We start from the raw sequence: 26574 nt of genomic DNA, 5'->3' as shown, positions 1-26574 counted from the left end.
TCCGGGAAGGAACTGGGAAAGCGCTGCGACTTTTGGTGGTGCAAACCAATTTCGGGCTCTGGCAAATTGCTTTCCACCGCGGGCCGCCCCCGCCCGTGACCTGCGAATTCGCGTCCCCGAAAACGCGACGCAAACCGCAAGGAGGAAAGCGTGAGCAAGATCCGCAAGAGCCTGCTCGCCACCGCGGTCGCCGCCGGTGCGCTGGCCCTCGGCGCACCGCAGGCGCTCAGCGCGGCAGCCCCCGAAGACGTCGCCCCGAAGGCCCAGAGCCCGGTCGCGGCCTCGCCCTACCTCTACAACGGCTGGGGCGACCCGCCCTCGCCGACCGAAGTCATGAACGCCACCGGGATCAGCAGCTTCACCCTGGCGTTCATCAACTCCGACGGTGGCTGCAATCCCGCGTGGGACGGCAGGCGACCGCTGAACGGCCAGGACGCCGCCACCATCGACGAGATCCGCGCCGCTGGCGGTGACGTGGTGCCCTCCATCGGCGGGTACTCCGGCACCAAGCTGAGCACCCCGTGCGCCGACGCGCAGGCGCTGGCGGGCGCCTACCAGAAGGTGATCGACGCCTACCAGCTCAAGGCCATCGACATCGACATCGAGGCCGACGAGTTCAACACCAAGGCCTCCCGCGACGAGGTCATCGAAGCGCTCAAGATCGTCAAGCAGAACAACCCCGGGATCCTGACCGTGGTCACCTTCCCGACCACGACCACCGGGCCCAACGCCAACGGCGAGGACATGTTCGCCAAGGCCAACGCGATCGGCGCCGACATCGACGTGTGGACCCAGATGCCGTTCGACTTCTACGGCAGCGACATGGCCCAGGACACCATCAACGCCACCGAAGGGCTCAAGGAAGCCCTCAAGAGCACCTTCGGCTACAGCGACGCCGAGGCCTACGCGCACTCCGGCATCTCCTCGATGAACGGCGTCACCGACGTCGAGGGCGAGCTGGTCGACCAGGCCGCGTTCCAGACGATGGCCGACTACGCGAAGCAGAACGGCCTCGGCCGCTTCACCTTCTGGTCGGTCAACCGGGACCGCCCGTGCGACGGCGGCGACATCTCCAGCTGCAGCAGCATCGACCAGCAGCCGTGGGACTTCACCAAGATCGTCGCCGGTTTCGAGAGCTGACACCCGCCGATGTCGAACGCCGCGCCCATCGCGGGTTGCGGCGTTCGACTTCGTCCGAGCCCGGGATTAGGTTCGAGCCGTGGATGAGGAGATGTTCGAACGGGTCCGCGACGTGGTCGCCTCGATTCCCACGGGCAAGGTGCTGTCCTACGGCGATGTGGCGAAGCGCGCCGGCGTCAGCTCGCCCCGGCTCGTCGGCCGGATCATGTCCGAGGACACCGCGGACCTGCCCTGGCACCGGGTCCTGCGCGCCAACGGCACGGTCGCCGAGCACCTGCGCGAACGCCAGCTCGAGGCCCTGCGCGCCGAAGGCGTCCTGGCCAACGGCCCCAAGATCGACATGCGCGCCCACCGCTGGACCACCTGACAGTTTTGCCTAGAACTGTGCGGACATCTCGGGCACCGAGGCCTCACAGTTTTAGGCAAAACTGTCACCGCCGCCGCCCGCGAACCGGAACCGGTCTTCAGGCAGAGCCGTCGGTGAAGTGGTTCTCGAGCAGGCGGACCAGGGCTGCTGTGCGGGAGCGTTCCGGGGTTGCGTGCGGGAGCCCTTCGCGAGCGATGGGTGCCGCCGTCACCGGGCCCACGCAGGCGATGAAGACCTTCTCGCGCAGCACCTTTCGGAGGGGCTCGGCACGCCCGGTGGCGTCGGCGCGCGCCAGGAAGTTGGTGGCGGCCGGGGCGCTGGTGAACGGCAGCGCGTCCACCTCGCCCGCGATGACCGCGTCGATGAGCCGGTCCAGCGCGGGAAGGTCCACCGGGTCGGTCCAGCGGTAGACCGTCACCGCGACCACCTCCGCACCCGCCTCGGCCAGGCGCTCGCGGAAGGCGCGCATCGGATCACCGTGCACCTGCAGCACGATCCGCTTACCGGCCAGATCGTGCTCGAGCAGGTACTCCAGGACCTCGGCCGACTCCTCCTCGGGCGAGGTCCACGCATCGCGCAGGCCGGCCCCGCGCACCGCGCCGCGGGCCTTCGCCCCGCGCGCCACGACGTGCGCCGAACTCAAGTGCTCGCGCAACCGCTCGCCCGCTCCGTTGAGCTCGGCGGACTCGAACCAGCCGCGAAAACCCATTCCGGTGATCGCGATCGCGTAGTCCACCGGAGCCGACAGGACCCGCTCGGTGACCTCCGCGAGCTCGCCGTCCTCAGGCAGCGGAACGGTGTGCATCGCCGCGCCGAACAGCACGCGCGCACCACGTCTGCGGAGCACATCGCCGAGCTCCTCGGCCTTGCGCTCCGCGGTGATCCCGATCGTGTAGCCCGTCAGCACATCCTGCACCGGCCCATGCTCACACACCCGCGCGTCGCAGCGGGCCGAGACGTGACGCGGATCAGAGCACTTCGAGCACCATCTGCGAGGAGCGCTCCAACCCGGTCAGCGTCTGGGTGGACGAGCGCGGGTGCAGCGCGTGCACCGCGAGCCGGAACAGCAGCGCGCGCAGCAGCGCCTGCGGCCAATCCGTCAGGTGCGACCAGCGCTCCACGATCGCCGGATCCGCACCTCCCCAGGCCAGCGAGTCCACGACCACCACGGCGGCGGCCCACTCGGCGGGCCGCCAGTACGGGTTGAAGTCGATGATCCCGGGCGCCTCGTCGGCCTTGAACAGCACGTTGCCGAACAGGTCGCCGTGCACCACCTGCGGCTGCAGCCGGACGTTCCGCCGCGAGCCCGCCAGCACGTCGTAGAGCCTGCCGCCCTTGTCCTGCGGCAGCGCGTACTCCTCCTCGCCCCAGGCCATCCGGTCGGCCAGCGCGTAGATGTCCTGCCGGGCGTTGAGGAACCGGGGCTTGGCGAGGTACCGGCTCGCGGTGTGCAACCGCAGCGACATGGCCACCACGTCGTCGTGCCGCGGCTCCGCCTGGCCGGGGATGTCCCGGCTCGCCGACCACCCGGAGACAACCCAGCGGCCGTCGGTCGACCGCACCGGCCGCGACACCCGCACCTCGTCGGGTTCCAGGACGTCCAGGGTCTGCGCGACCCAAGCCGCCTCGGCGGTGTTGGAAGCCGGCTTCAGCACGATCTCGCCGCAGCGCCAGGCGACCGCGCCCTCGAGTGCTTCGGCTTCTTCGACGCGCGCACCGAATGCCGCGCGCACGTGCGGCGGTGGCGGCTCCGGCGTAGTACTCACGTGGCAGACGCTACATCGAAGATCGGCGGTTGAGCACCCGACGCTCCGAGGCGTGCTCGAAAAGCGCGAAAGCGGTGCGCCGGTGGGCAAAAACCCACCAGCGCACCGCTGTCCTACCCGATCAGTAGGTGGGCAGGCTGGTGTCCACCTGGTTCGCCCAGGCGAGCACCCCGCCGCCGACGTGCACCGCGTCGCCGAAGCCCGCCTTGTGCAGCGCGGCCAGCGCCTCGGCCGAGCGGGCGCCGGACTTGCAGTGCAGCACCAGCTTGCGGTCCTGCGGCAGCTCCGCGAGAGCCTCGCCGGACAGGATGCGGTCCTTCGGGATCAGCTTCGAGCCGTCGATCTTGACGATCTCGTACTCGTGCGGCTCGCGGACGTCGACCAGCTCGAACTTCTCGCCCTTGTCGAACATGTCCTTGAGCTCCTGCGGCGTGATGGTCGAGTTGACCGCCGCCTGCTGCGCCTCGTCGGAGACCGTGCCGCAGAACGCGTCGTAGTCGATCAGCTCGTTGATCGCGTCCGCGTTCGGGTCCTTGCGGATCTTGACGGTGCGGTAGCTCATCTCCAGCGCGTCGTAGATCATCAGCCGGCCGAGCAGCGTCTCACCGATACCGGTGATCAGCTTGATGGCCTCGTTGACCATGATCGAACCGATGGAGGCGCACAGCACGCCGAGCACGCCGCCCTCGGCGCAGCTCGGCACCATGCCGGGCGGCGGCGGTTCGGGGTAGAGGTCGCGGTAGTTCGGGCCGTACTGGTCCCAGAACACGCTGGCCTGACCCTCGAAGCGGAAGATCGAGCCCCACACGTACGGCTTGCCGAGCAGCACCGCGGCGTCGTTGACCAGGTAACGGGTCGCGAAGTTGTCGGTACCGTCCAGGATCAGGTCGTAGTCCCGGAAGATGTCCAGAGCGTTTTCCGAGGTCAGGTGGGTCTTGTGCAGGTTCACCTGGACGTACGGGTTGACCTCGGCGATCGAGTCCTTCGCGGACTCGCCCTTGGATCGGCCGAGGTCGGACTGGCCGTGGATGATCTGGCGGTGCAGGTTCGACTCGTCGACCTCGTCGAACTCGACGATGCCGAGCGTGCCGACACCGGCAGCGGCCAGGTACAGAAGCGCCGGGCTGCCGAGTCCGCCGGCGCCGACCACGAGCACCTTCGCGTTCTTCAACCGCTTCTGCCCGCTCATCCCGACGTCCGGGATGATCAGGTGGCGGCTGTAGCGCGCGACCTCTTCCTTGGTCAGCTCCGACGCCGGCTCGACCAGCGGCGGTAGCGACGTTGCGCCGGACATTCCCAGCATCCTCCTCTGGTGACGGCGCCGATCGGTTCGCGACCACCGGCGCCTCAAGCGTCCTCGTGAAGCCCTTCAAGGCCCCACGGAATCTTTAACGCAAGGCTCCCGGAATACCTTCCCAACACCAACCCGCTCCCAGCATTCGGGACGTGGGCGTTTCCGGGTCCCTTCGCGGAGCGGGGCGGGTTCGGGGCGTGACAGTTTTGCCTAAAACTGTCAGGGGCGCGCCCGAGGTGTTCGTACAGTTTTAGGCAAAACTGTCAGGCCCTGGTCAGGAGGGGGCTACTACTGGGAAGGGCCAGGCGTTGGGTTTGCAGACGAAGCCGTCCGCCGGGATCTTGGTGCCCTGGTCGGCGACCTCGTTGAGCTTGTGCAGCACGTTGTTGGAGGTGCTGAAGGTCTGCTGCATCATCACCGGCGCCAGCGCGCCGGGGGCCGGGCAGCCGACGTGGTCGTTCTCGAAGGCGTGGCCGACCTCGTGGTTGATCGCGTAGCGGCGGTAGTTGCCGATGTCACCCTCGAAGGCCTTCGCGCCGCGGACCCAGCGGGCCGCGTTGATGTAGACCATCTCGCCCCGGCGGCACGAGCTGTCGTAGGGCAGGCCCGCGGAGTAGCCGCACAGCACGCGGGCCGTCTCCTGGCTGATCAGGATCACCCGGAAGTCCGGGGCGGGCCCCGCGTCGTCCACGCGCTGCAGCGAGATGCCACCCGCCTTCGGGTTGGTCCAGCTGCGCGGATCGGCGAGCGTGGTCTGCACGGTGTGGCCGAACTCGGCCTCCGGGTTGGGCAGGTCCATGCCGACCTCGACCTCGACGCGGTAGCGGTAGAGCTTGCCCTGGCCGATCACCGGCGCACCGCCGGGCAGCGTCTCGAACGTGCGCGCGCCCGTCTTGGGGATCGGAGCGCCCGGTGGTAAGTCCGCGTCGAACATGTCCGCGGGATAGCGCTGCTTCGTCGGCGCCTCGGTGACCACCGGATCCTCGCCCTCGCCCTGCGCGCCCCCGGCCTCGCCGCCCAGCGGTGACTCGGCGCCGCTCAGCGCGGCGTCGACGTCGTCCGGGCGCACGGTCTGGAACACCACCAGCGCGGTGATCACCACCAGCAGCGGCAGCGCGTAGACCTGCCACCCGTAGCGGCGGGTCCTGCTCTTGCGGTGCTTGGGCCGCTCGCCCTCGGCGGGGCGCCAGGAGGCGGCCAGCGGTTCGTCCCGCCGGTCAGCGTCCACCCGCTCCGCGTCCGGTCCTGGAGCAGGTCGGTCTTGCGCGGAGTCGTTCGGAAGATGCGGCGGACGCGTCACGCCACTAGGTTGCCACACCCCCTTCCGCGCGCGACGAGACACTCACCGGTCGATGCAACGCCCCGCGCGAGGATCACCCGGGTTGGTCAATGCAGGCGTCACCAGGTTTGCGCGCGCAGCATTCCGAGCATCGCTCGCGCCACCATCCCGGGCCGCTCCATCTGGGCGACGTGCCCGGTGCGCGGCAGCACCAGGAGCTTGCCGTGCGGCAGCGACATCGCGGTGCGCGGGGCCTTGCGGACGCTGACCACCTTGTCCTCGTTCCCCCAGACCACCAGCGAACGCGAATGGATCTCCGGGAGCAACCGCCACAGCGACCGCGACGGCGGCCGCAACCAGGAACGCCCCAGCTCGATGGTGGTGCGGGCCAGCGCGGGCCCGGCCCACGGCAGCGCGGAGCGCTCGGCGAACTCCGCAGCGACCTCCAGCACCTTGTGCCGGGGCACCTCGGCAGGCTCGGCGAAGCACAGCTCGAGCAACTGCTCGACCCGCTGCTGCGGGCTCAGCCTGGCCATCGCGCGCCGCGCCGGACGCCCCACCACGGGCAGCAGCGCCAGGGCCAGCCGGGGGTCGGAGAGCCTGCGCGGGTCCGGCCGCAGGTCGGGCATGGCCGGCGAGATCAGCGTCAGCGAGGAGACCAGGTCGGGGCGCTGCACCGCGATCTCGATCGCCACCGCCGCGCCGAAGGAGTTCCCGGACAGGTGCACCGGTCCGGTGCCCAGCTCGGCGAGCAGCCGGATGACCCGGGCGGCGTTGGCCTCGCGGGTGAAGCCGAACTCGTGCGGCGGCGCCGAGAAGCCGAAGCCGGGCAGGTCGACGGCGATGCTGCGCAGCTCGCCGGACATCATCGCGGCCAGCTCGGTCCAGTTCGCCGAGGAACCCGCCAGACCGTGCAGGTGCACGGCGGTGGGGGCTCCGGGCGGCCCGTCGGTCTCGCGCAGGTACAGACTCGCCTCGTCGGCCTCGGAGGCGGCGGGCAACTCGACGTAGCGCCCTGGTGGAGGACTCGTCGGTTGATCGCCCGGAGCAATCTCCTCGGCCACCAGCGGGACCCGCGTCAGCTCCGGTCGGGTTACCGGGTTTTGCCTGCTCGTCACCGGTGCGTGCACTTCGGCGGTGCGCGTGTTCATCCCCCCAGGATGCGCCGACCGCCGGGCGGTTTGCGGTACACGCCTCTACTGGCGAGTAGAGTCAGGGGCCTGTCAGGCACCGAGGTGGAAGGAAGAGGCGAGGATGACCGGGACCGCGCAGCCGAGTCGAGGTGTCCGGTTGCCCCGCGACGCGCGCCGGGCGCAACTGCTCGATGCGGCGCAGCACGTCTTCGTGCACAACGGCTACCACGCCGCCGCGATGGACGACATCGCCGAACGCGCGGGCGTGAGCAAGCCCGTCCTCTACCAGCACTTCCCCGGCAAGCTGGACCTCTACTTGGCGCTGCTGGACACCCACGGCAACGAGCTGGTCCGCCGGGTCCGCGAGGCGATCGCGTCGACCTCGGACAACAAGCTCCGCGTGCGCGCCGCCATCGGTGCGCTGTACGAGTTCGTCGCCGGTGAGGACCAGGCCTTCCGCCTCGTGTTCGAATCCGACCTGCGCGGCGAGCCCGCTGTGGAGAAGGCCGTCGAGGGCGCCCTGTCCGGTTGCGTCGACGCGGTCACCGAGGTCGTCGCCGCCGACGCCGGCCTCGACGCGGGCCGCGCCCGCCTGCTGGCGGTGGGGCTCGTCGGCCTGTCCCAGGTGACCGCGCGCGACTGGCTCGAGGGCGGTCAGCAGATCTCCCGCGAAGAGGCGGTCAACCTGATGTCCACCCTCGCCTGGAAGGGCCTCGCGGGCTTCCCGCTGCACCAGGCGCCCTGACCAGCGCCTGCGCTCAGCCGGGAACTCTCGCCAGCAGGCCCGCGATGCGGTGCGCGACCTCGTCGGCGCGCTCCATCGGGACCATGTGCCCGGCCCCCGGGTAGAGGACCAGCTCGGCCTCCGGCAAGGCGTCCGCGATCCGCTCGGCGTGCGAGACCGGGGTGAGCCGATCGGCGGTGCCCGCGAGGATCACTGCGGGGATGCCCGCGAGGCCTTCCAGCACCGCCTGGCGCTCGTGCTCCGCCAGCGACTCCCGATAGGCCGCCATGTTCGCCGGGTTGCACTGCGCCACCCAATCGGCCGCGGCCGCGACGTGCTCGCGGTTCGGCCGGGTGCCGAAGAGCAGCCAGCGGATGCCCGGGCGCAACCAGCCGGAACCGCGCGCGAGCCTGCGCCCGCCGGAACGGGCGAGACGCTTGCGCAGGACCCGCTCGCCCGCGTTGAACACCGCGGCCGCGGGCCCCGGCAGCAGATAGCCGGGTTCGCGGAGATCACCGGCCGAGGTCGCCACCAGGGCCACCCCGGACACGCGGGAGAGCAGCTGCGGGTGCCGCTCGGCCAACGCCATGATCGTCATGCCGCCCATGGAATGACCCGCCAGCAGGATCCGGCCGGAGGGCACCCGGGCCGCGATCAGCTCCGCCAGGTCGTCCGCGCACCGCTCGATGTTGGCCGAGCCCGGTTCGGCCGGGGCGCTCTCGCCCTGGCCGCGCAGGTCGAACCGCAGCGTGCGCACATCATCGGGCAGGCGGGCGACCACGTCGTCCCAGGTCCGATGGGCCAGCGTCCAGCCGTGCACGAACACCGCGGTGATCGTGGCGTCCGGCGGGCCGGACTCCGCGATCCGCAGCCGCGCTCCGTCGCCGGTCGTGCAATGGGTACCAGTCATTCGATCAAGCGTGCCTTTCGGAACCAGTACAGACCCGGTCCGCCGACCAGGCCCTGCTCATCCAGGAAACCGAGGATCTTCTCCCCGGACCACCGCAGCTGAGCGTGGTAGTGGGGGTTGTTCCAGGCGACCTCGTGCGCCTGCCTGGGGTCCAGCCCGACCGCGCGGTAGACGCGGGGGTGGATCAGCGACAACGTGATGAAGTAGGACACGAACCCGGTCCAGAACTGGTGGTAGGCGCGCCCGGCGGGCCCGCACTCGGCCATCCCCCGGACCACCTCCTCGCGCGCGAAGGTCACGTGCCGCGCCTCCTCGAGCACGTGGATCCGGTTGACCATCCGGACCAGCGGCTGCACGCCCGGATCGTTCATCTGCTCGCGCTGCACGCGGTCCAGGATCTCCTCGGCGACCAGGATCGACGCGTAGGACGAGACGCCCTTGAGCACCGCGGGCAGCAGCTTGCCGCCGGCGTGCACCCACTTCTGCGGTCCGTAGGCGGGTGCGCCGACCCGTTCGGCCATCTTGGCGAACATCGTGGAGTGCCTGCACTCATCGCCGATCTCGGTGAGCATGTACTGGGCGTGCTTGGTCGTGGGATCGGCCGCGTAGTACTGCTTGAGCAGGATCTGCATCAGCAGCACCTCGAAGAAGATGCCGTTGGTGGCGACGCTCATGAGCTCGTGCTTGGTGAGCTCGAGGCGCTGCTCGTGGCTGAGCCGGTCCCAGAGCTCGGTGCCGTACAGCGATGACCGCTCGAACGGGAGGTACGGCTTGGACTCGTCCAGCGGAGCGTCCCAGTCGATGTCGACTTCGGGGTCGTAGCTGTTCTTCGCCGATGAACCCAGCAGCCGTCCAGCGGTCTTTTCCCGGTCGTTGACCTGCAGGTTCCCGCTCATGCAGCGCTCACCTTCTCACCATTGAGATTGCATGTTACTTCCAGTAACAGATACATTGGAAGCGTGAGCGAGATCCCCCGGCCTGTCAAGGCTGTTCGAACGGACGGGTCACGCGGCGACGCCCGCAAGGAACGCTGGCGAGAACATCGCCTGGCGCGCCGCGCGGAGCTCGTCGAGGCCGCGGTCCGCGCCATCGGGGACAAGGGCGCCGAGGTCGGGATGGACGACATCGCCGCCGAGGCCGGAGTCAGCAAACCCGTCCTCTACCGGCACTTCAGCGACAAGAGCGACCTGCACCAAGCCGTCGGCGAGTGGGGAACCAAGCTGCTCATGCAGCGCCTCGAGCCGCTGTTCCAGCTCCGCGACCAATCGCCCAACCAGCGAATCCGCCGCCTGCTGGACGCCTACCTCGGGCTGATCGAGGAATACCCGGACCTGTACCGCTTCATCGTCCAGCGCACCTTCGCCGACCGGCCCGCCGAATCCGACCCGGTCAGCACGGAGAAGACGCTCATCGCCAACTCGCTGTCCCGGCTGCTCGGCCGGTACATGCGCGCGCTGGGCCTGGACTCCGGCGGCGTCGAGGTCTGGAGCCACGGCCTGGTCGGCATGGTGCAGTCCGCCGGTGACTGGTGGCTCGACCGGCAGTCCATGAGCCGCGCCGATCTGACCGCGTACCTGGCCCAGGTGATCTGGGCGGCCATCGACGGCGTGCTGCGCTCGGCGGGCATGACGCTGGATCCCGACGAGTCACTCGACCTGCTCGACGAACAGCTGCAGGAACCGGAGGTCGACGACGATGTCTGACGAGCACGACTACCAGGGCCCGGCCACCATCCGCGCCGAGGACCGCGAGCTGTCCACCGAGGTGGTGCTGCGCGGCTTCTTCCAGCCCATCGACGGCAAGTACCGCTGGTACGGCAGGGCCGCCGCCGACGAGGCGATCGACGAGCTCGCCGCGGGGCGCAAGACCGCCGTGCTGCTGCGCACCAGCGATGGCGAAGCCCCAGCCACGCTGTCCGAACCGGACCCGTGGGGGCGCTACCGGATCACCGGCACGGGGAAACCGCCGTTCGCCGTGGACTTCCCGCTGCAGGACTGACGAGGCGAGGGGCACCCGGCGCTGCCGGATGCCCCTCGTCCTGGTCTCGCGCCGAGCTCACTCCACGCCGAATCCCACGCGCGGAGCGTCGGCCGGGCCGATCTCCACGTAGGCCACCTTGCTGGAAGGGACCATGATGCGCCGTCCCTTCACGTCGGACAGCGCCAGCACGCTCTCTTCCTTCTTCAGGGTGTCGGCGACGAACGACTCGATCTCCTGCGGCGTCTCTCCGCTCTCAACCGTGAGTTCGCGCGGGCTGTCCACGACGCCGATCTTGACCTCCACGCCGAACCTCCGTTGGCACTCGTACCGATTTGGATGCCCTCAGGCTATCCCAGCCGCGGCGGCACGACCGGCACCACGCGCTTCGCCGAGAGCGATCGAGTGAGCTTCCCCGCCGCAGCACCGCGACAGTTTTGCCTAAAACTGTCCGGACATTTCGGACACCGGGGCCTCGCAGTTCTAGGCAAAACTGTCACCACCGCCGCGCACCGCGAACCGAAACGGCTCTCCAGTCAGCCGAGGCCGAGGCGGGACATGCGCTTGCCGTGGTTGCTCTGCAGGCGGCGGAACATGGCGCCTATGCCGGTGAGGTCACCGGAGCCCTTGATGATCAGCTCGGCGAGCGCGTCGCGCTCGGCGACGACGCGTTGCGCCTGGGTGATCGCCTCGCCGAGCAGCCGCCTGCCCCACAGCGTGAGCTTGTCGCGCAGCGTCGGGTCGATCTCGCAGGCGGCCTGCACCTCCCGCTCGGCGAACGCCGAGTGCCCGGTGTCGGCCAGCACGGACAGCACCAGCTCGCGGCTGGACTCGTCCAGCCACTCGGCGATCTCGCGGTAGAAGTCGGCGGCCAGCCCGTCACCCACGTAGGCCTTGACCAGCGACTCGTGCCACGAGTGCGGGGCGGTGGACTCGTTGAACGCCTCGAACGGCGACGCGAAGGGCTGCATCGCCTCCTCCACCGCGACGCCGCGCTCGGCGAGCGCCTGCTCGAGCTTGCGGTAGTGCCCGATCTCCGCGGCGGCCATGCTGGACAGCGCGGCCCGGCCGGTCAGCGTCGGCGCCGCGCGGGCGTCCTCGGCGAGGCGGTCGAACGCGGACAGTTCGCCGTAGGCGAGCGCGGCGAGCAGGTCCACGACACCTTCCTGGTAACGTTCGTCACTTTCTTCCGGCGCGGTGGCGCGCTGGTCAGCCTCACTCATGCCCGCGAGCCTAGCCGTCGGCGCGCCCGAGTTATACGCACCACGTCGTGTTCGCGGGCATAACAGGTACCCTCGGCGGCGGAGGAGCAGATCGGCATCCGGCGGTGAGGTCGAACACCGCGGGGCCGGACACCCGCACACCTCACGATCAGGGCGACGGGAAGCCCGAGCGGGACGGCCCGGACACTGCCGGCGCGACGCGGCCCGAGCGAACAGCTCGCAGGCTCGTGGCGCGCAAGCGATGCCGAACGAAACAACGAACCAACAGCGGGATCACACCGCTGATGAAAACGGCGCGCACCCATTACGTCGGTGACCACGAGCACGCAGCGCGTCCGCGAGCGCGGACGCCGTGCCGGGAGGACGTCGCCACGGATCGGCCCGAACCGGGACGCATGCGCGCAGGCACCGAGAGAGGCGATCATTCTGACGTTCACCAACACTCAGGCCCCTGGTGGCCTGGACGAGCAGACCGGGGGCGGCACCCCCGACAGCACCACCGAGCAGTCCCCCGCGGAACCCGCCGCGGAGCACCTCCCCCCGACGTTCGCCGAACTGGACGTGCACCCGGAGATCGTCCGGGCGCTGCACGAGACCGGCATCGAGCGCACCTTCGCCATCCAGGAGCTGACCCTGCCGCTGGCGATGCGCGGCGAGGACCTCATCGGCCAGGCCCGCACCGGCACGGGCAAGACGCTGGGCTTCGGCGTCCCGCTGCTGCACCGCGTTTCCGACCCCGGCGACGGCACCCCGCAGGCGCTCATCGTGGTTCCCACCCGCGAGCTGTGCATGCAGGTCACCCGCGACCTCACCGAGGCGGGCAAGCACCTCGGACTGCGCACGCTGGCCGTCTACGGTGGCCGCCCGTACGAGGAGCAGACCTCGGTGCTCAAGGAGGGCGTCGACGTCGTCATCGGCACCCCGGGGCGCCTGCTGGACCTGGCCGAGCAGCGCCACCTGGTGCTGGGCAAGGTAAGCAACCTGGTCCTCGACGAGGCCGACGAGATGCTCGACCTGGGCTTCCTGCCCGACATCGAGCGGATCCTGAACATGGTCCCGGAGAAGCGGCAGACCATGCTCTTCTCGGCCACCATGCCGGGCCCGATCCTGACCCTGGCGCGCACCTTCATGACCCGCCCGACGCACATCCGCGCCGAGCAGGCCGACGAGGGCGCGGTGCACGAGCGCACCCACCAGTACATCTACCGGGCGCACTCGATGGACAAGCCCGAGCTGATCGCCAAGGCGCTGCAGGCCGACGGGCGCGGGCTGTCGATGATCTTCAGCCGCACCAAGCGGCAGGCGCAGAAGCTCGCCGACGAGCTCACCGAGCGCGGCTTCGCCGCGGGCGCGGTGCACGGCGACCTGGGCCAGGGCGCCCGCGAGAAGGCGCTGCGCGCGTTCCGCTCCGGCAAGGTCGACATCCTGGTCGCCACCGACGTGGCCGCCCGGGGCATCGACGTGGCAGGCGTGACGCACGTGATCAACCTGCAGTGCCCGGACGACGAGAAGACCTACGTGCACCGCATCGGCCGCACCGGTCGCGCCGGTCGCGAGGGCGTGGCGATCACGCTGGTCGACTGGGACGAGGAACCGCGCTGGAAGATGATCAGCGACACCCTCGGCCTGGACAAGCCGCAGCCGGTGGAGACCTACTCCACCTCGCCGCACCTGTTCGCCGACCTGGACATCCCCACCGATGTGAGCGGCAGGTTGCCGCTGGCCAAGCGCACCCGCGAAGGGCTGGACGCCGAGCAGGAGTCCGGTGGCGAGGCCAAGCACTCCTCCTCGCGCAACCGGCGCCGCACCCGCAGCGGCAAGCAGTCGCAGGGCGGCGATGCGCAGTCCGAGACGAAGCAGGACGAGACCCGTCCGGCCCGGCGCCGTCGCAGGCGCACCCGCGGCGGCGCGCAGTCCGGCGAGGTCTCGGCCGAGGTCGGCGCGCAGCAGTCGGAGGGATCGGCCTCCGGCGGCGAATCCGCCGAGGGCGGTGACCAGCCGCGCCGTCGGCGGCGTCGTCGGGGACGCGGTGGCGGAGGCGCAACCGAGTCGCAACCGCAGGACAGCTGAGCGAGCGAAACCCCGGTCTCCGCGGAGGCCGGGGTTTCGCTCGTCCGGACCGCTTCGCCGAGCCGCCGGGACCGAACCAGGTCGCCGGCACCGCTGCCCGAGGCCGCGCGGGAACAAGCATTAGGCTCGGGGCAGTCATCCGATGTTGTGGGGAGTGGTCTTGGTCCGGCCGGAGCGGCGCAAGCCGATCGACCTGCTGGTGGTCGCGCTGATCGGGATGGTCCTGGCCGTCGGCGGCGCGGTGATCTGGTGGAACAGCGACGCGCGCGCCACCCTGTCCGAGCCCGCCGCGCAGCCCATCCCCGAACCGGCCACGCCGGACGCCCTTCCGGACGCCCTGCACGAGGTGTGGCGCGCGCAGAGCCCGCGAACACCGGTCCCGGTGGTCGCCGATTCCGCGGTGGTCACGGCGGGCGGTGGCGAGGTGCGCGGGCACGATCCGCTGACCGGCCGAGTCGCCTGGCGCTACGCGCGGGACCTCCGGCTCTGCACCGTCGGCGAGCAGTGGAATCGGGCGATCGCGGTCTACCGCAAGTCGCACAACTGCAGCGAGGTCACCTCGCTGGTCGGTCCGACCGGGGTGCGCGGCCCGCAGCGAAACTCCAACGCCGAGTTCGGCACCCGGCTGCTCGGCGACGGCACCTACCTGACCGCCACCGGGAAGAAGGTGTTCCCGACCTGGCGTTCCGATCTGGTGCGCACCCAGCAGTACGGCATCCCGCCGGACATCAAGAACCCGGACAACAACATCGAGCGGCCGGACTGCACCTACGACTCGATCGCCGTCGGCGACAAGCGGATCGGGGTCATCGAGGACTGCCCCCGGGAGACCGGCCGGGTCACCATGCTCAAGGCGCACCCGGAGGACGACGAGGAGCCCGAGGAGTACTTCAGCCTCGTCCTCGGCGATCCGAACGCCTCGGTGGTCGCGGTGAGCGAGCAGCGCATCGCGGTGCTGCTGCGCGGATCGCAGCAGGTGACGGTCTTCGACAGCAAGGGGCGCGCGGTCGCGCAGTACCCGGTGCGGGTGGGGCCCCCGAACTACCCGGACAACGTTCGGATCGAGTCGACCACGACGGCGAACAAGATCTACTGGTGGACCGGTGCGGACACCATCGCACTCGACCCGGACACGCTCACACCGCAGTGGACGGTCCGGGACACGTCGGGCGCGGGCACGATGTACGCCCATCACCTGGCATTGCCCAACCGGGCGGGCGTCGAGTTCGTGGCTCCCGGAACCGGCGCCCCGGTCGCCGAGATCCCGGTGGACCGGGCCGGCTACACCGGCTCGATCCGGCTCAACGCCGACGGTCCGGTGCTGCTGGAGCAGCGCGAGGACACCCTGGTCGCCCTCCGCTGAGCCGCGAGCCTCACCACCACCAGAACCACAGCGAGCCGATGACCGCGAGGTAGACCGCGGTCGTGGCCAGATCGCCCCTGCGGTCGGCTTCGCGCTCCCCGATGGCCTGGGCGACGATCGCCACGGCCGCGGCGACGACGTGCGAGATGAGCGCCGCCGTCCCCGGTCCCTGCTGGCCCCAGCTGGTCGCCCAGATCTGCACGGCGATCAGGAACAGGACCAGGATCACGAAGCCCGCCGTCAGCACTCCCGCGAGGCTGCGGGCGGCGCGCCCGATCCGGCCCGGACCGCTGCGCGGCGGCTCCGGGCGTCGCGGCGGGGGTTCACGGCGCGGGCGCTCCGGAGGCGGGAGCCTGCGGGCCACGTCCTGCGGCGGGAGGTGTCGAGTCCTGGGCGGCATCGGCTGGCGCGGGACTGCGCGCATCGGGCCATCCTCCGGTCGCCTTCTCATCCGTCCCCCAGCAGAGCCCAGGGTGGCAGATCGGGTGCCGCCCGCTTCCCCTCGGTGCAGTGTGCCCGGAAATCGCACCACGAGCAGTGCGCACCGGGTTTCACCGGGAACGGGGCGTCCGGGTCCGCGCCGCCCGCCAGCTCCGCGGCGGCCGAACTCAGCTCGCCTGCCAGCTTTTCGGCACGTTCGCGCAGCTCACCAAGGCTCTCGGTGGTGTGGTCCCAGCCCGCGACGGTTCCGCTGGGCAGGTGGTGCAGCTCGACGCGGGAGCACGGCCGGTGCAGGTTCTTTCCCGCTGCCAGGGCGTAAAGCCCCAGCGCAAGGGAATCTCTCGCGTCCTCGGCGCGCAGTTCGCGCCGCCCGGTCTTGTAGTCGACCACGACGAGCTCGCCCTCGCGCTCGTCGATGCGGTCCACCCGCCCCTCGGCGATGATCTCGCCCATCGGGGCGGAGACCCACCGCTCGACCGCCACCGGGGTCTGCTCGGCGGGCAGCGCGGCGACGTAGTCGCGCACCCAGCCCTGCGCGCGCTCCCGGTACTCGGCGGCCTGCTCCGGGTCGGCGAACCCGTCGGACTTCCAGCAGCGGCGCACCAGCTCAGCGGCCCGCTCGGGACCGCGCCGCGCGGGAACCAGCTCGAAGTAGGCCTTCAGCGCGTTGTGCACCACCGCGCCCAGCGTCGCGTTCGCCCAAGCCCCGCCACGACGCGGCGTCGGCCGATCGAGGTAGGCCATCCGATAGCGCCGCGGGCATCCGGCCCAGGTCGACAACCGAGCGGGCGTCACGCGCACGAGTTCGCTCGGAATGCCCTCCAAGCTCAACTGTCCCTGCTGCACGGTCCCCACATTACGCAGATTCCCGCGAGGGTCAGGCGGGACCTCCGATCTTGCGAGCGGGTCGTCCGCTTCAGCCGACGACCTTGCTACCGGTGCAGCGCGCCACGATCCGCTCCAGCGACTCGGCAGGGGTGGTCTCCTGCCCGATCCGGATCGTCTTGTTCGTGCCGTGGTAATCGCTGCTCCCGGTCGGGATCAGCGACAGCTCCGCGGCCAGGGCGCGCAACCGCTCGCGGGTGGGCTCGTCGTGGTCCGGGTGGTCGATCTCGATACCCGCCAGCCCGCGCTCGGCGAGCTCGGCGACGACCTCCGGGCTCACGGTCGGGCCTCGCTTGGTGGCGAACGGGTGCGCGAGCACGGTCGCGCCGCCGGCCTCGTTGATCATCTCGATGGCGCGGTGCACCGGCGTGTCGGTGCGCGGCAGGTAGTAGCCGCCGCTGCTGCCGAGGTAGCGGGCGAAGGCCTCGTCGACGCTGTCCACGACGCCGCTCTCGACCAGCGCGCGGCCCAGGTGCGGACGTCCGCCGGGGGAATCCGTTGGCAGTTCGGCCATGATCCGGTCCGGATCGACCGGGAACCCGTCCGCGGCCATCCGCCTGGCCATCTCGCGCAGCCGCTCGCGCCGTTCGGCGCGCAGCCGGGACTGCTCGCGCATCAGCGCGGGAGATTCGGGATCGAAGAGGTAGGCCAGCAGGTGCACGGTGACCGTGCGGCCGTTGCCGTCCGGGCAGGAGCAGGAAAGCTCCGCGCCGGGCACCAGCCGGAAGCCGCTGCCGAGCTCGCGCACCGCGCGTTCGGCCTCCGCCCAGCCTGCGGTCGTGTCGTGGTCGGTGATCGCGATCGCGTCCAGACCGGCGGCGACCGCTGTCGTCACCAGCCCGGCAGGCGTATCGGTCCCGTCGGACTCGGTGGAATGCGTGTGCAGGTCGATGAGCACACCCAGCAGTCTGCCGGATCTCCGAGTCCGGACAACCCCGGACCGGTGATCTCCACGCTCCGGGGAGGCGGAGATCACCGGCCACGGGTCGCAGGTGACCTCGCGGTCACCTTCACTACAGCTTCGCGGCCTTCCGCTTGCCGACCGCCGCGCGACGAGCCTTGAGCATCGAGAAGCGGTCCTGCTGCTGGCCCTTCTTGTCACCGAAGACGAGACCGGAGATCGCGTCCTCGACCTCATTGGGGTTCGGGACGTAGTCGATGCGGTTGAGCGCCTGGATCTGACCAGCCGACTCGAGCACCAACCTCCCGTAACCGAAGAGCCTGCCCATCAGGGTGCGCTCGAACGTGAGGTCCGTGACCTTGGTGACCGGCATCATCCCCACGTTGGTGGTGAAGATGCCGGACGTGATCAGGAACCTCTTGTCGGTCACCACGATGCGCTCCACGTACCAGTCCAGCACCTGGTAGGTGAACCGGATCAGCACCGCGAGGCCCGCGTACCAGAGGATGTTCTGGAACAACCAGTTGCTGTCCTCCGGCAACAGGTAGGAGACCAGCACCAGGCCCACCAGCAGACCCGATGCTTCGAACAGGTCCCACACCAGGCATGCCCAGTGCCTGCGAACCCGGATCACCCGGCGCTCGGTCTCCAGCAGGTACTCGTCGGGATCCCTTGGAGCGAACACGGCACCCGCCTCCCTGCGGCTCGCGCTCTATTAGGCCTGGAAGAGGTTCTGCATGAAGGTGATTACTGCTTCAGCCGCGCCGCGAAGACTGGCCAGGATGCCGTTGACGACATTGCTGGCCTGGTCTGGCGCGGAAAACAGAAAGAACAGGAGGAAGGCAACTACAGCCCAGGTCAGGATTTTCTTGATGTTCACTGTGACGCACCCCGTCCGAAAAGCCCTTGAGTAGCACAGGCGCCTGCTGATCCGTTGTACCGCACTTCGCCCCTTAACGGCAGCTTTGTACCGCACTTGGGTCAGTCGTTTCCGGGCAGGCCCGGACCAACTACCCTCCGTGTATGATGATCGTATCGAAAAACCCGGTGATCCGCTGCACCGGTGCCCTGATTTTTGACCCGCGGGGCCGTTTGCTGCTGGTCAAACGCGCGAATCCACCCGGAAAGGGCCGGTGGTCAGTGCCCGGCGGCCGAGTGGAGGACGGCGAGAACGACCATTCGGCGGTACGGCGAGAGGTTCTCGAGGAGACCGGACTGCAGGTCACCGTCGGTGATCTTGTGGGTCGAGTGGAGCGCCCGGCGCCGCACGGCACCTACGAGATTCTCGACTACTCCTGCCGAGCTACCGAATGGGAAATTTCCCCTGGTGACGACGCCGCGGATGCGATGTGGGCGGACGGTGCGACATTCACCACACTCGCTCGGAATGGCGCACTCGTCGAAGGTCTCGCCGAAGCGCTCACATCTTGGGATTGTTTACCCCGCAACGAGTGATCGTGAATTCGACCGGGTTACCCACTCATGCCTATGGTGGTGACCATCGGTAGGGAAACCCCCAAATACACGGGTGTCAGCCTTGCCCGAATAAGACGTTGAGTCCGCTTTTGCGGCAAAGCCGCACCCCGAACTGTGACGTCACCCCACCGCCGTTGCGGGCTTCCCACCCGGACGGAGTATCGTGGCAGGTCGGCTGTGACCGAACCACCTGCTTGGTGGTCGACCTTCGGGAGGTGAGGGATCGTGGGCAGTAGTACTGACAGTGCGCTTCCGTGTAGTACCAACCGCATCCCCGCCGGAAGGGCCCGCCGCTAAGGCGAAATCGGCGTTCCCTCCGGGGTCCGGCCGGGATGCGCACCAGCGAGAGAGATCCGCTCAAGCGCCCTACCGCGCTGCCGCCGCCGACGGAGTTGATTTCCGGACCCCGCCATCCGGATCGATCAACCCGGCCGCGCCCGCGTGCTTGCTGACCCCTGGAGGTCGCCGTGCCCAGCCTGCCTTCGCTGAACCTGCGCCGAAACGGGCGCTCCGCCCAGCCGGTCAACCGCAAGCCGGTCCCGACGAAGGCCTACGTCGTCGACTGCGCCGTCTACATCGACGGTCATCGGCTCGAGGGCACCTGGACGCACGACGAAGCCATCGCCGAGGTGCGCGAGCGCGGCACCGGGTTCGTCTGGATCGGGTTGCACGAACCGACCGAGGAGCAGATCAACGGCATCGCCGAGACCTTCGGACTGCACGAGCTCGCCGTCGAGGACGCGGTGCACGCCCACCAGCGACCCAAGCTGGAGCGCTACGACAACACGCTGTTCATGGTGCTCAAGACGGTCCGCTACGTGGCCACCGAGCCGCGTACCGCGACCAGCGAGATCGTCGACACCGGTGAGCTGATGGTCTTCCTCGGCCGCGACTTCGTCATCACCGTCCGGCACGGCAGCCACGCCCAGCTCGGCGAGCTGCGCAGCAGGCTGGAGGCAGACCCCGAGCAGCTCGCGCTCGGACCGTCCTCGGTGCTGCACGGGGTGGCCGACAACGTCGTGGACAAGTACCTGGACGTCACCGAGGCGATCCAGGACGACATCGACGAGATGGAAGCGGAGGTCTTCGAACCCCGCACCAAGATCGACGCCGAGCAGATCTACCTGATGAAGCGCGAGGTCATGGAGCTTCGGCGAGCGGTGCAGCCGCTGACCAAGCCGATGCAGCGACTGGCCGAGGGCTACACCCCGATGGTCGCCGAGCAGGTGCGCTCCTACTTCCGCAACGTCGAGGACCACCTGGCGCGGGTCTCGGAAACCGTCAGCGGCTTCGACGAGCTGCTGACCACGCTGGTCGACGCCACGCTGGCCAAGATCACGCTGCAGCAGAACACCGACATGCGCAAGATCTCGGCGTGGGTCGCGATCATCTCGACGCCGACGATGATCGCGGGCATCTACGGCATGAACTTCGACTACATGCCGGAGACGAACTGGACCTACGGCTACCCGCTGACCATGTGCGTGATGCTGATCTGCTGCATCACGCTGTTCAAGATCTTCCGGCGGAACAAGTGGTTGTGATGGCCTGTAACGCTTTCCGCCTGGAAGACGATGTTGTACGTGAGGGTGCTCGGCACCCGGTTCCGCACGGGGCATCGTCCGCGCCCCCACTCGCCCGCCCCCGCGTGATCCGCGGTTGGGCCGGGCCGGATACGCCCGAGGAGGTTGTCATGCTCATCACTCGCGACTGGCTCCTCCCCCGCCGCAGCCATCCGCGAAGTCCCGTGGCGCGCCGGGAAATCGCGGAGCGGCTGTTCCAGCACACCTCTTGGGTGCAGCGAAAACCCGGCGCGATGTGGGACGCGGTCCCCGTCGCGCCTCGCGCCACCGCGCGCTGACGGCCCCGCCAGGGTAGACCGCGGGCCACATCGTGAAGACGGATCTGACCAGTTCGTTTTGCACGTTGGGAGGCACCGCCATGGCTCGCCTGCTCGTAAGCAAGCTCACCGTTCTCGTCGCGCTGCTGTCCACCTGGATCGTCGCGGAGTTCGTCATCATCGCGAACCAGATGTAGCGCCAACACCTCTCGCGAGAAGCGCCCCGGGACCCACTGAAGTGGTGAAGGTCCCGGGGCGCTCTTGCGTCCGGGGTGACAGTTTTGCCTAGAACTGCACGGATGAAGCGGATGCGCACATGGCGCAGTTTTAGGCAAAACTGTCAACCTCACGCGACCCGGGTGCCCGTATCGGGGCTGAAGAGGTGCAGTTTCTCCGGGTCGAACCAGATCTCTAGGTGCTCGCCTTCGCGCGCGGATGAGTCCGCCGAGAGGCGGGTGACCAGCTGCCCGTCGTCGGTGGGGATCTCGGCTTGGCCGCTGTCGGCAGCGACCTCCCGCAGCTCCGCGTGGTCGACCCGCGCGTTGGGGACGGTGAAGTAGACGTACTTGTCCGAGCCCATCTCCTCGACCACGTCCACCTCGCCCCCGTAGGTCGCGCCCCCGGCCCGGTGGGCCTCGTCGACCAACGCCGCGTCCTCGAAGTGCTCCGGCCGCACGCCCATGATCAGCTCACGCGGCACCCCGGCCTCGGCGACGAGCCCGCGCAGCCGATCCGGCAGCGGGATCTCGCCCAGCGCGCTGCTGAGACGCCCGTCGGTGACCTCGACCGGCACGAAGTTCATCGCCGGGGATCCGATGAACCCGGCCACGAACAGGTTCGCCGGGCGGGTGTAGAGCTCCTGCGGCTCCCCCACTTGCTGCACCAGACCGCCGCGCAGCACCACGACCTTGTCCCCGAGGGTCATCGCCTCGGTCTGATCGTGGGTGACGTAGACGGTGGTGGTTCCCAGCCGCTTCTGCAGCTTCGAGACCGAGGTGCGCATCTGCACCCGCAGCTTGGCGTCCAGGTTGGACAGCGGCTCGTCCATCAGGAACGCCTTGGGGCTGCGGACGATCGCGCGTCCCATCGCCACCCGCTGCCGCTGACCACCGGAGAGATTGGCCGGTCTGCGATCGAGATGGCCGGTCAGATCCAGGATCTCGGCGGCATCGGCCACGCGCCGCTGGACCTCGGCGTTGTCCATCTTGGCCAGGCGCAGCGGGAAGGCCATGTTCTCGCGGACGGTCATGTGCGGGTACAGCGCGTAGGACTGGAACACCATCGCGATGTCGCGATCCTTGGGCGCTCGCTCGTTCACCCGCTCGCCGTCGATGCGGAGCTCGCCGCCGCTGATGTCCTCCAGCCCGGCGATCATGTTCAACGTCGTCGACTTCCCGCACCCGGAGGGGCCGACCAGGATGACGAACTCGCCGTCGGCGATGTCCAGATCAAGCTCGCTGACCGCCAGCGACCCGTCCGGGTAGCGCTTGGTCACGTTGTCCAGCACGATGTCGGCCACTTGCTTACCCCTTCACTGCACCGGAGGTCAGTCCGGAAACGATGCGTCGCTGGAAGAGCAGCACGAACAGGACGATCGGGATGGTGATCACCACGGCCGCCGCCGAGATGGTCCCGGTCGGGTCCTCGAACTGCGAGTCACCGGTGAAGAACTGCAACGCCACCGGAGCGGTCCGCGAGCTCGACGTCGAGGTCAGCGAGATCGCGAACAGGAAGTCGTTCCAGCAGAAGATGAACACCAGGATCGCGGTGGTGAACACCCCCGGCGCGGCCAGCGGAGCGATCACCTTGACGAAGGCCTGCCCCGGTGTGGCGCCGTCCATCTTGGCCGCCTTCTCCAGTTCCCACGGGATCTCCCGGAAGAACGCCGACAGCGTGTAGATCGCCAGCGGCAGCGAGAAGGTGATGTAGGGCAGGATCAGCCCGGGCCAGGTGTCGAAGAGCCCGAGGGTGCGCTCGATCTCGAACAGCGGCGAGACCAGCGACACCTGCGGGAACATCGCGATCAGCAGCGAAACCCCGACCAGCAGCCGCTTGCCCGGGAACTCGAGCCGGGCGATCGCGTAGGCGGCCATGGTGCCCAGCACGACGGCGATCGCGGTGGCGATCAGCGCGATGCCGATGGAGTTCACCAGCGCGCGGGTGAACTCGGTGGTGGTGAAGATCGCCGCGTAGTTCTGCAGCGTCCACTCCCGCGGGATCAGGTTCCCGTCGGAGAGCGTGTCCGGGGTCTTCAGCGACAGCGACAGGATCCACAGCACCGGCAGCAGCGCGTAGACCACCACGACGGCGTTGAGCACCGTCCACTTCGCCTTGCGCGCAGGGGTTTCCGCCCCGCCCAGGCCGGCCATCAGCGCCCTCCCTCGTCATCGCTGCCCGGAGCGGCCGCGCCGAAGAGCTTCACGAAGATCCAGGCGATCAGCGCGACCGCGAGGAAGATCAGCACCGACATCGTCGAGCCGATTCCCAGGTTGAGTCCTTTGATCAGGTTGTTGTAGGCAAGCACCGACACCGAGGAAGTGCCCTGCGAGCCGGAGGTGAGCACCACGATGTTGTCGAAGACGCGAAAGGCGTCGAGGGTGCGGAACAGCAGCGCCACCAGGATCGCGGGCTTCATCACGGGCAACATGACCTTGACGAACCGCTGCCACGGCCCCGCGCCGTCCATCGCCGCCGCCTTGAGCAGGTCGTCGGGCACCAGGGCGAGCCCGGCCATCAGCAGCAGCGCCATGAACGGCGTGGTCTTCCAGATCTCGGCCACGATCACGATGGCCAGCGCGCTGCCGTACTCGGTCAGCGGTGCGCCGTTCGGCGTGATCGCGTTGGCCAGGTAGCCGGTGTCCGGCGTCCAGGCATAGCGCCAGGAGAACGCGGCGACCACGGTGACGATGCCGTACGGGATGAGGGTGACCGTCCGGACCAGCCCGCGGCCGACCAGCGCCCGGTGCATGATCAGCGCGAGGGCCATGCCCAGCGCGAATTCGATGACCACTGACACGGCCGTGACCAGCACGGTCACCCAGAACGCCTGCCACCAGTAACCGTTGGACAGCACGGTGACGTAGTTGTCCAGTCCGACGAACTCGCGCTCGTCGGGGTATTTGAGGTCGTAGCGCTGGAAGGACAGCCAGAACGCGTAGAGGATCGGCCAGCCCGTGACCGCGACCATCACCAGCGCGGCCGGGGCGCACAACAACCAGCCCAGCCGGCGCTCGGCCCTGCGGCCCTCGCTTTCGGCCGCCGCGGCGGCGGTTTCGGCCATCAGGGCATCACTCCCTTGGATTCCAGGGCGTTCTGCACCTCGGAGCGCATCTCCGCGGCATCGGCTTCCGGCTGGATCTCCGCGATCGGGTTGAGCACGTTCGACAGCACGCTCGAGACGTTCTGCGCGGCAGGCGTTCCCGGTCGCACGCCGGGGTTCCGCAGGGCTTCGAGGATGGTCCGGTGCATCGGGTACTCGGCCTGCAGCTCCGGGTCGGAGTACAACGACTCGAGCGTCGGCGGCACGCCGTCGTTGATCGCGGAGAACCGCTGGCTCTCCGGGCTGCGCAGGCACTTGGCCGCGTCGAAGGCCTTGTCCGGCTTGGTGGAGAACCGGCTTACCGCGTAGTTCGCACCGCCGATGGTGGACTTGCTGGGCTTGCCGTCCAGCCCGGGAATCGGCGCCCAGCCGACCTTCTCGGCCAGCTCAGGCGCGTTCTCCTGCATGGACGGGTAGACGAAGGGCCAGTTGATCTGGAAGGCCGCCTGCCCGCTCTCGAACTCCCGCCGGGCGTCGTCCTCCTGCGCGTTGTCCATCGCGGGCCCGGTGACCCCGGCGGTGCCCAGCTGCTTGAGCGCCCGCAGCCCGCGGATCGCGCCCTCGTCGACCACCGCGCGCTCGCCGTCGTCGGAGACGACGTGCCCGCCGACGGTCTGCAGCAGGGTGTTGTAGTGCACGTACAGGCCCTCGTACTGCGCGCCGGTGAACGAGATCCAGTGCGGTTCGCCCTCCCGCTTCAACCGCTCGGCCGTGTCGATCATCTCCGACCACGACTTCGGCGGCTCCGGCACGAGATCCTTGCGATACCAGAGCAATTGGACGTTGGTGTTCTTCGGCGCGGCGTACAGCTCGCCCTGCCAGCTGGCCGTCGACAGCGGACCGGGCAGGGTGTCGCGGGTGACCTCGGCCTTGTTGCGCCCGGTCCACTCCCGGATCCAGCCCGCCTCGGCGAACTCGGCGGTCCAGGTGACGTCCAGGTAGAGCAGGTCCATGCCGTGGTCGCCCGCGGCGAGCCTGCGCACCAGCTGCTCGCGCTGACCGTCGGCGTCGCGCGGCAGCTTGTGGTAGACGATCTCGTAGCGCCCGGCCGCCCGCTCGTTGCAGCGGTCGACGTTGTGCTGCAGGTTCTCCTCGGGAGCGCTGTAGAGGTTGATGGTGCGGGGACTGCTGGACTGGCCGCAGGCGGTCAGCGCCGATGCGCACATCAGCGCGGCCCCCAGCAGTGCCACCGATCGAGCGCGGCGAGCTGTCACATCGCGTCCTTCCGGTCTCCGATCGACGGCGCGAACGAGCCCCGGACTGCACGCTGCGTCGCGCCGTGAACACCGGCGGCAGGCCGGTGCGGAGGAAACTAGGCCGGAAGATCAGCTTCGGCAAGGTTTGTCGCCGATGTGTGGAGATCGCGGCGATTTTGCGCCACCGCAATCCACCGAACGGACGTCTCGACCACTGCGGGCGCCACCACCGGCGAAAGAGGACGCGTCGGTTCCGTTTGAATCGGCAGCGGTTGCCCGGGCGGCGAGGTCAGCTCGTCGACCGGAACCGCGTGATCACTGCTGTTGCGTCGGCGGGCGCATCGCCAGCCGGGCGAGCAGATCGCGGCCCTGCTCGGCGTGCTTGGGCTGGGCCAGGACGTCGTAGCGCCCGGCGACCAGCTGGCTGGCCGAGGAGAAGTCGCGACGACCGCGCGTGGAGGCGTAACCCACCGCGGCGAAGACCAGGCCGAAGATGATGCCGGCGCCGAGACCTGCCAGCACCGGGCCGAACCAGCTGGCCTGCTGGGTGAACATGCCCATGATCAGCCCGACGAACAGACCGAACCACGCGCCGGACGCGGCTCCCCCGCCGAGCACCCGTCCCCAGGTGAGGCGGCCCGTCACCCGCTCGACCAGCATCAGGTCGACGCCGACGATGGTGACCTCCTGCACCGGGAACTCGCTGTCTGCCAGGTGGTCGACAGCGCGCTGCGCCTCCTCGTACGTGCCGTAGGAGCCGATCGGCCAACCGGTCGGTGGCGTGGGCAGGTTCGGCGTGCCCGGCGTCTGCCGCCCGGCTCCTCCGGCGAAGGGGTTGGACACCGCTGACACCTCCGTTGAACTACTTGCTTGGGGCCGCCCTGGGTGGACGGGTGCGGCAGCCCGGTTCCGGGTGCAATGTCCGCTGCCCCAAGGTTACCCCGCAGCTGCACCGCGAGATCGAGAACATCGCGCCAACGATGTCCCTCGACCAGCCGAATCCGTCCGGTGCGGGTTCGGGAGACCGCCGATCGCGCGCCCGTCACCCGAGGCGAACCACCGGCGGCGCTGCCGGGCCGAGCCCCGAGGCGCTGGCCCGAGACCTCGTGAACAGCCTCCATGACCAGGGGCGGAGACGAGGACGTCCGGCCGACCGCGCCCGTCTCATCGAGCGAGCGCTGGCCTGGCGGCGGGGCGAGCGTCGCGCCGGTCCCCGCGTCCGGGCCGAAGGACGTGATGGTGCCCACCGGCCGCCGCACGCACGCCCGCC

At 69.4% G+C, this 26574-nt stretch carries 28 protein-coding genes; 9 read left to right on the top strand and 19 right to left on the bottom strand.

Annotated features, from left to right (window positions below; translation table 11 throughout):
* Nucleotides 1–150 precede the first annotated feature (150 nt).
* Both ABD289_RS02495 and ABD289_RS02490 read left to right on the top strand, forming a co-directional pair.
* Nucleotides 151–1140: a chitinase gene (locus tag ABD289_RS02495; protein ID WP_344125992.1), complete on the top strand. Its 990-nt coding sequence runs from the start codon at nt 151–153 to the stop codon at nt 1138–1140.
* 79 nt (nt 1141–1219) lie between these two features.
* Entirely contained in the window at nt 1220–1507 is a 288-nt protein-coding gene (locus tag ABD289_RS02490; RefSeq protein ID WP_344125990.1) for an MGMT family protein, read from the top strand.
* 97 nt (nt 1508–1604) lie between these two features.
* Here the strand turns inward: ABD289_RS02490 and ABD289_RS02485 are convergent, their stop codons facing one another.
* The 5 genes from ABD289_RS02485 to ABD289_RS02465 all read right to left on the bottom strand — a co-directional run bounded on the left by ABD289_RS02485 (nt 1605) and on the right by ABD289_RS02465 (nt 6997).
* Nucleotides 1605–2423 (bottom strand): uroporphyrinogen-III synthase, encoded by an 819-nt coding sequence (locus ABD289_RS02485; RefSeq protein ID WP_344125988.1) that lies wholly within the window; start codon nt 2421–2423, stop codon nt 1605–1607.
* Nucleotides 2424–2475: 52 nt separating this feature from the next.
* Nucleotides 2476–3273: a TIGR02569 family protein gene (locus tag ABD289_RS02480; protein WP_344125986.1), complete on the bottom strand. Its 798-nt coding sequence runs from the start codon at nt 3271–3273 to the stop codon at nt 2476–2478.
* Between the two features lie 121 nt (nt 3274–3394).
* Complete coding sequence (gene moeZ, locus ABD289_RS02475; RefSeq protein WP_344125984.1) at nt 3395–4567, bottom strand: adenylyltransferase/sulfurtransferase MoeZ; 1173 nt, start codon at nt 4565–4567, stop codon at nt 3395–3397.
* Between the two features lie 274 nt (nt 4568–4841).
* Nucleotides 4842–5795: a DUF3152 domain-containing protein gene (locus ABD289_RS02470; protein WP_344125982.1), complete on the bottom strand. Its 954-nt coding sequence runs from the start codon at nt 5793–5795 to the stop codon at nt 4842–4844.
* A gap of 170 nt (nt 5796–5965) precedes the next feature.
* Nucleotides 5966–6997, bottom strand: coding sequence for an alpha/beta fold hydrolase (locus ABD289_RS02465; RefSeq protein WP_344125980.1), 1032 nt, complete (start codon nt 6995–6997; stop codon nt 5966–5968).
* A 103-nt stretch (nt 6998–7100) separates the two neighbouring features.
* On the opposite strand from ABD289_RS02465, the gene ABD289_RS02460 reads away from it, so the two are divergent.
* The gene (locus ABD289_RS02460) at nt 7101–7724 is read left to right on the top strand and encodes a TetR/AcrR family transcriptional regulator (RefSeq protein ID WP_344125978.1); all 624 of its coding nucleotides are present in this window, start codon (nt 7101–7103) and stop codon (nt 7722–7724) included.
* A 13-nt stretch (nt 7725–7737) separates the two neighbouring features.
* On the opposite strand, the gene ABD289_RS02455 is transcribed toward ABD289_RS02460, so the two are convergent.
* Both ABD289_RS02455 and ABD289_RS02450 read right to left on the bottom strand, forming a co-directional pair.
* The gene (locus tag ABD289_RS02455; RefSeq protein WP_344125976.1) at nt 7738–8613 is read right to left on the bottom strand and encodes an alpha/beta fold hydrolase; all 876 of its coding nucleotides are present in this window, start codon (nt 8611–8613) and stop codon (nt 7738–7740) included.
* A complete protein-coding gene (locus tag ABD289_RS02450) occupies nt 8610–9509 on the bottom strand; it encodes an AurF N-oxygenase family protein (RefSeq protein ID WP_344125974.1) in 900 nt (299 codons plus the stop codon). The genes ABD289_RS02455 and ABD289_RS02450 overlap by 4 nt, the downstream gene beginning before the upstream one ends.
* A 63-nt stretch (nt 9510–9572) precedes the next feature.
* On the opposite strand from ABD289_RS02450, the gene ABD289_RS02445 reads away from it, so the two are divergent.
* On the top strand, nt 9573–10316 hold the full coding sequence (locus ABD289_RS02445; protein ID WP_344125972.1) for a TetR/AcrR family transcriptional regulator: 744 nt from the start codon (nt 9573–9575) through the stop codon (nt 10314–10316).
* On the top strand, nt 10309–10611 hold the full coding sequence (locus ABD289_RS02440) for a DUF4873 domain-containing protein (protein WP_344125970.1): 303 nt from the start codon (nt 10309–10311) through the stop codon (nt 10609–10611). The genes ABD289_RS02445 and ABD289_RS02440 overlap by 8 nt, the downstream gene beginning before the upstream one ends.
* 57 nt (nt 10612–10668) lie before the next feature.
* On the opposite strand, the gene ABD289_RS02435 is transcribed toward ABD289_RS02440, so the two are convergent.
* Both ABD289_RS02435 and ABD289_RS02430 read right to left on the bottom strand, forming a co-directional pair.
* Nucleotides 10669–10896: a DUF3107 domain-containing protein gene (locus ABD289_RS02435; protein WP_344125968.1), complete on the bottom strand. Its 228-nt coding sequence runs from the start codon at nt 10894–10896 to the stop codon at nt 10669–10671.
* 230 nt (nt 10897–11126) lie between these two features.
* Nucleotides 11127–11813 carry a ferritin-like fold-containing protein gene (locus ABD289_RS02430; protein WP_344125966.1) on the bottom strand — a complete coding sequence of 229 codons (687 nt, stop codon included), beginning with the start codon at nt 11811–11813 and terminating at the stop codon, nt 11127–11129.
* A 459-nt stretch (nt 11814–12272) separates the two neighbouring features.
* Here ABD289_RS02430 and ABD289_RS02425 point away from each other — a divergent pair, with 459 nt between their 5' ends.
* On the top strand, nt 12273–13883 hold the full coding sequence (locus ABD289_RS02425) for a DEAD/DEAH box helicase (RefSeq protein ID WP_425564534.1): 1611 nt from the start codon (nt 12273–12275) through the stop codon (nt 13881–13883).
* A 154-nt stretch (nt 13884–14037) separates the two neighbouring features.
* The gene (locus ABD289_RS02420; protein WP_344125962.1) at nt 14038–15246 is read left to right on the top strand and encodes an Rv3212 family protein; all 1209 of its coding nucleotides are present in this window, start codon (nt 14038–14040) and stop codon (nt 15244–15246) included.
* 10 nt (nt 15247–15256) lie between these two features.
* On the opposite strand, the gene ABD289_RS02415 is transcribed toward ABD289_RS02420, so the two are convergent.
* From ABD289_RS02415 to ABD289_RS02395, 5 genes are all read right to left on the bottom strand, one after another.
* A complete protein-coding gene (locus ABD289_RS02415; protein ID WP_344125960.1) occupies nt 15257–15670 on the bottom strand; it encodes a hypothetical protein in 414 nt (137 codons plus the stop codon).
* A 23-nt stretch (nt 15671–15693) separates the two neighbouring features.
* Nucleotides 15694–16533 (bottom strand): RecB family exonuclease, encoded by an 840-nt coding sequence (locus ABD289_RS02410; protein WP_344125958.1) that lies wholly within the window; start codon nt 16531–16533, stop codon nt 15694–15696.
* A gap of 70 nt (nt 16534–16603) precedes the next feature.
* Nucleotides 16604–17479, bottom strand: a complete 876-nt coding sequence (locus tag ABD289_RS02405; protein WP_344126186.1) for a PHP domain-containing protein — start codon at nt 17477–17479, stop codon at nt 16604–16606.
* Nucleotides 17480–17585: 106 nt separating this feature from the next.
* Nucleotides 17586–18158, bottom strand: a complete 573-nt coding sequence (locus tag ABD289_RS02400) for a PH domain-containing protein (RefSeq protein WP_344125956.1) — start codon at nt 18156–18158, stop codon at nt 17586–17588.
* A gap of 30 nt (nt 18159–18188) precedes the next feature.
* Nucleotides 18189–18353, bottom strand: coding sequence for a hypothetical protein (locus ABD289_RS02395; RefSeq protein ID WP_344125953.1), 165 nt, complete (start codon nt 18351–18353; stop codon nt 18189–18191).
* Between the two features lie 143 nt (nt 18354–18496).
* On the opposite strand from ABD289_RS02395, the gene ABD289_RS02390 reads away from it, so the two are divergent.
* The gene (locus ABD289_RS02390; RefSeq protein WP_344125951.1) at nt 18497–18928 is read left to right on the top strand and encodes an NUDIX hydrolase; all 432 of its coding nucleotides are present in this window, start codon (nt 18497–18499) and stop codon (nt 18926–18928) included.
* A gap of 488 nt (nt 18929–19416) precedes the next feature.
* On the top strand, nt 19417–20493 hold the full coding sequence (gene corA, locus ABD289_RS02385) for a magnesium/cobalt transporter CorA (protein WP_344125949.1): 1077 nt from the start codon (nt 19417–19419) through the stop codon (nt 20491–20493).
* Nucleotides 20494–21135: 642 nt separating this feature from the next.
* Here corA and ABD289_RS02380 read toward each other — a convergent pair.
* From ABD289_RS02380 to ABD289_RS02360, 5 genes are all read right to left on the bottom strand, one after another.
* Entirely contained in the window at nt 21136–22308 is a 1173-nt protein-coding gene (locus ABD289_RS02380; protein ID WP_344125947.1) for an ABC transporter ATP-binding protein, read from the bottom strand.
* 4 nt (nt 22309–22312) lie between these two features.
* Entirely contained in the window at nt 22313–23158 is an 846-nt protein-coding gene (locus ABD289_RS02375; protein ID WP_344125945.1) for a carbohydrate ABC transporter permease, read from the bottom strand.
* A complete protein-coding gene (locus ABD289_RS02370; protein ID WP_344125943.1) occupies nt 23158–24069 on the bottom strand; it encodes a carbohydrate ABC transporter permease in 912 nt (303 codons plus the stop codon). The genes ABD289_RS02375 and ABD289_RS02370 overlap by 1 nt, the downstream gene beginning before the upstream one ends.
* Nucleotides 24069–25274 (bottom strand): ABC transporter substrate-binding protein, encoded by a 1206-nt coding sequence (locus ABD289_RS02365; protein ID WP_425564533.1) that lies wholly within the window; start codon nt 25272–25274, stop codon nt 24069–24071. Before ABD289_RS02365 ends, ABD289_RS02370 begins: the two co-directional genes overlap by 1 nt.
* 345 nt (nt 25275–25619) lie before the next feature.
* Nucleotides 25620–26147, bottom strand: coding sequence for a general stress protein (locus ABD289_RS02360; RefSeq protein ID WP_344125939.1), 528 nt, complete (start codon nt 26145–26147; stop codon nt 25620–25622).
* Nucleotides 26148–26574 lie beyond the last annotated feature (427 nt).

The organism is Saccharopolyspora halophila, assembly GCF_039531955.1.
Classification (GTDB): domain Bacteria; phylum Actinomycetota; class Actinomycetes; order Mycobacteriales; family Pseudonocardiaceae; genus Saccharopolyspora; species Saccharopolyspora halophila.
This window is presented reverse-complemented; position numbering and strand designations above follow the sequence as displayed.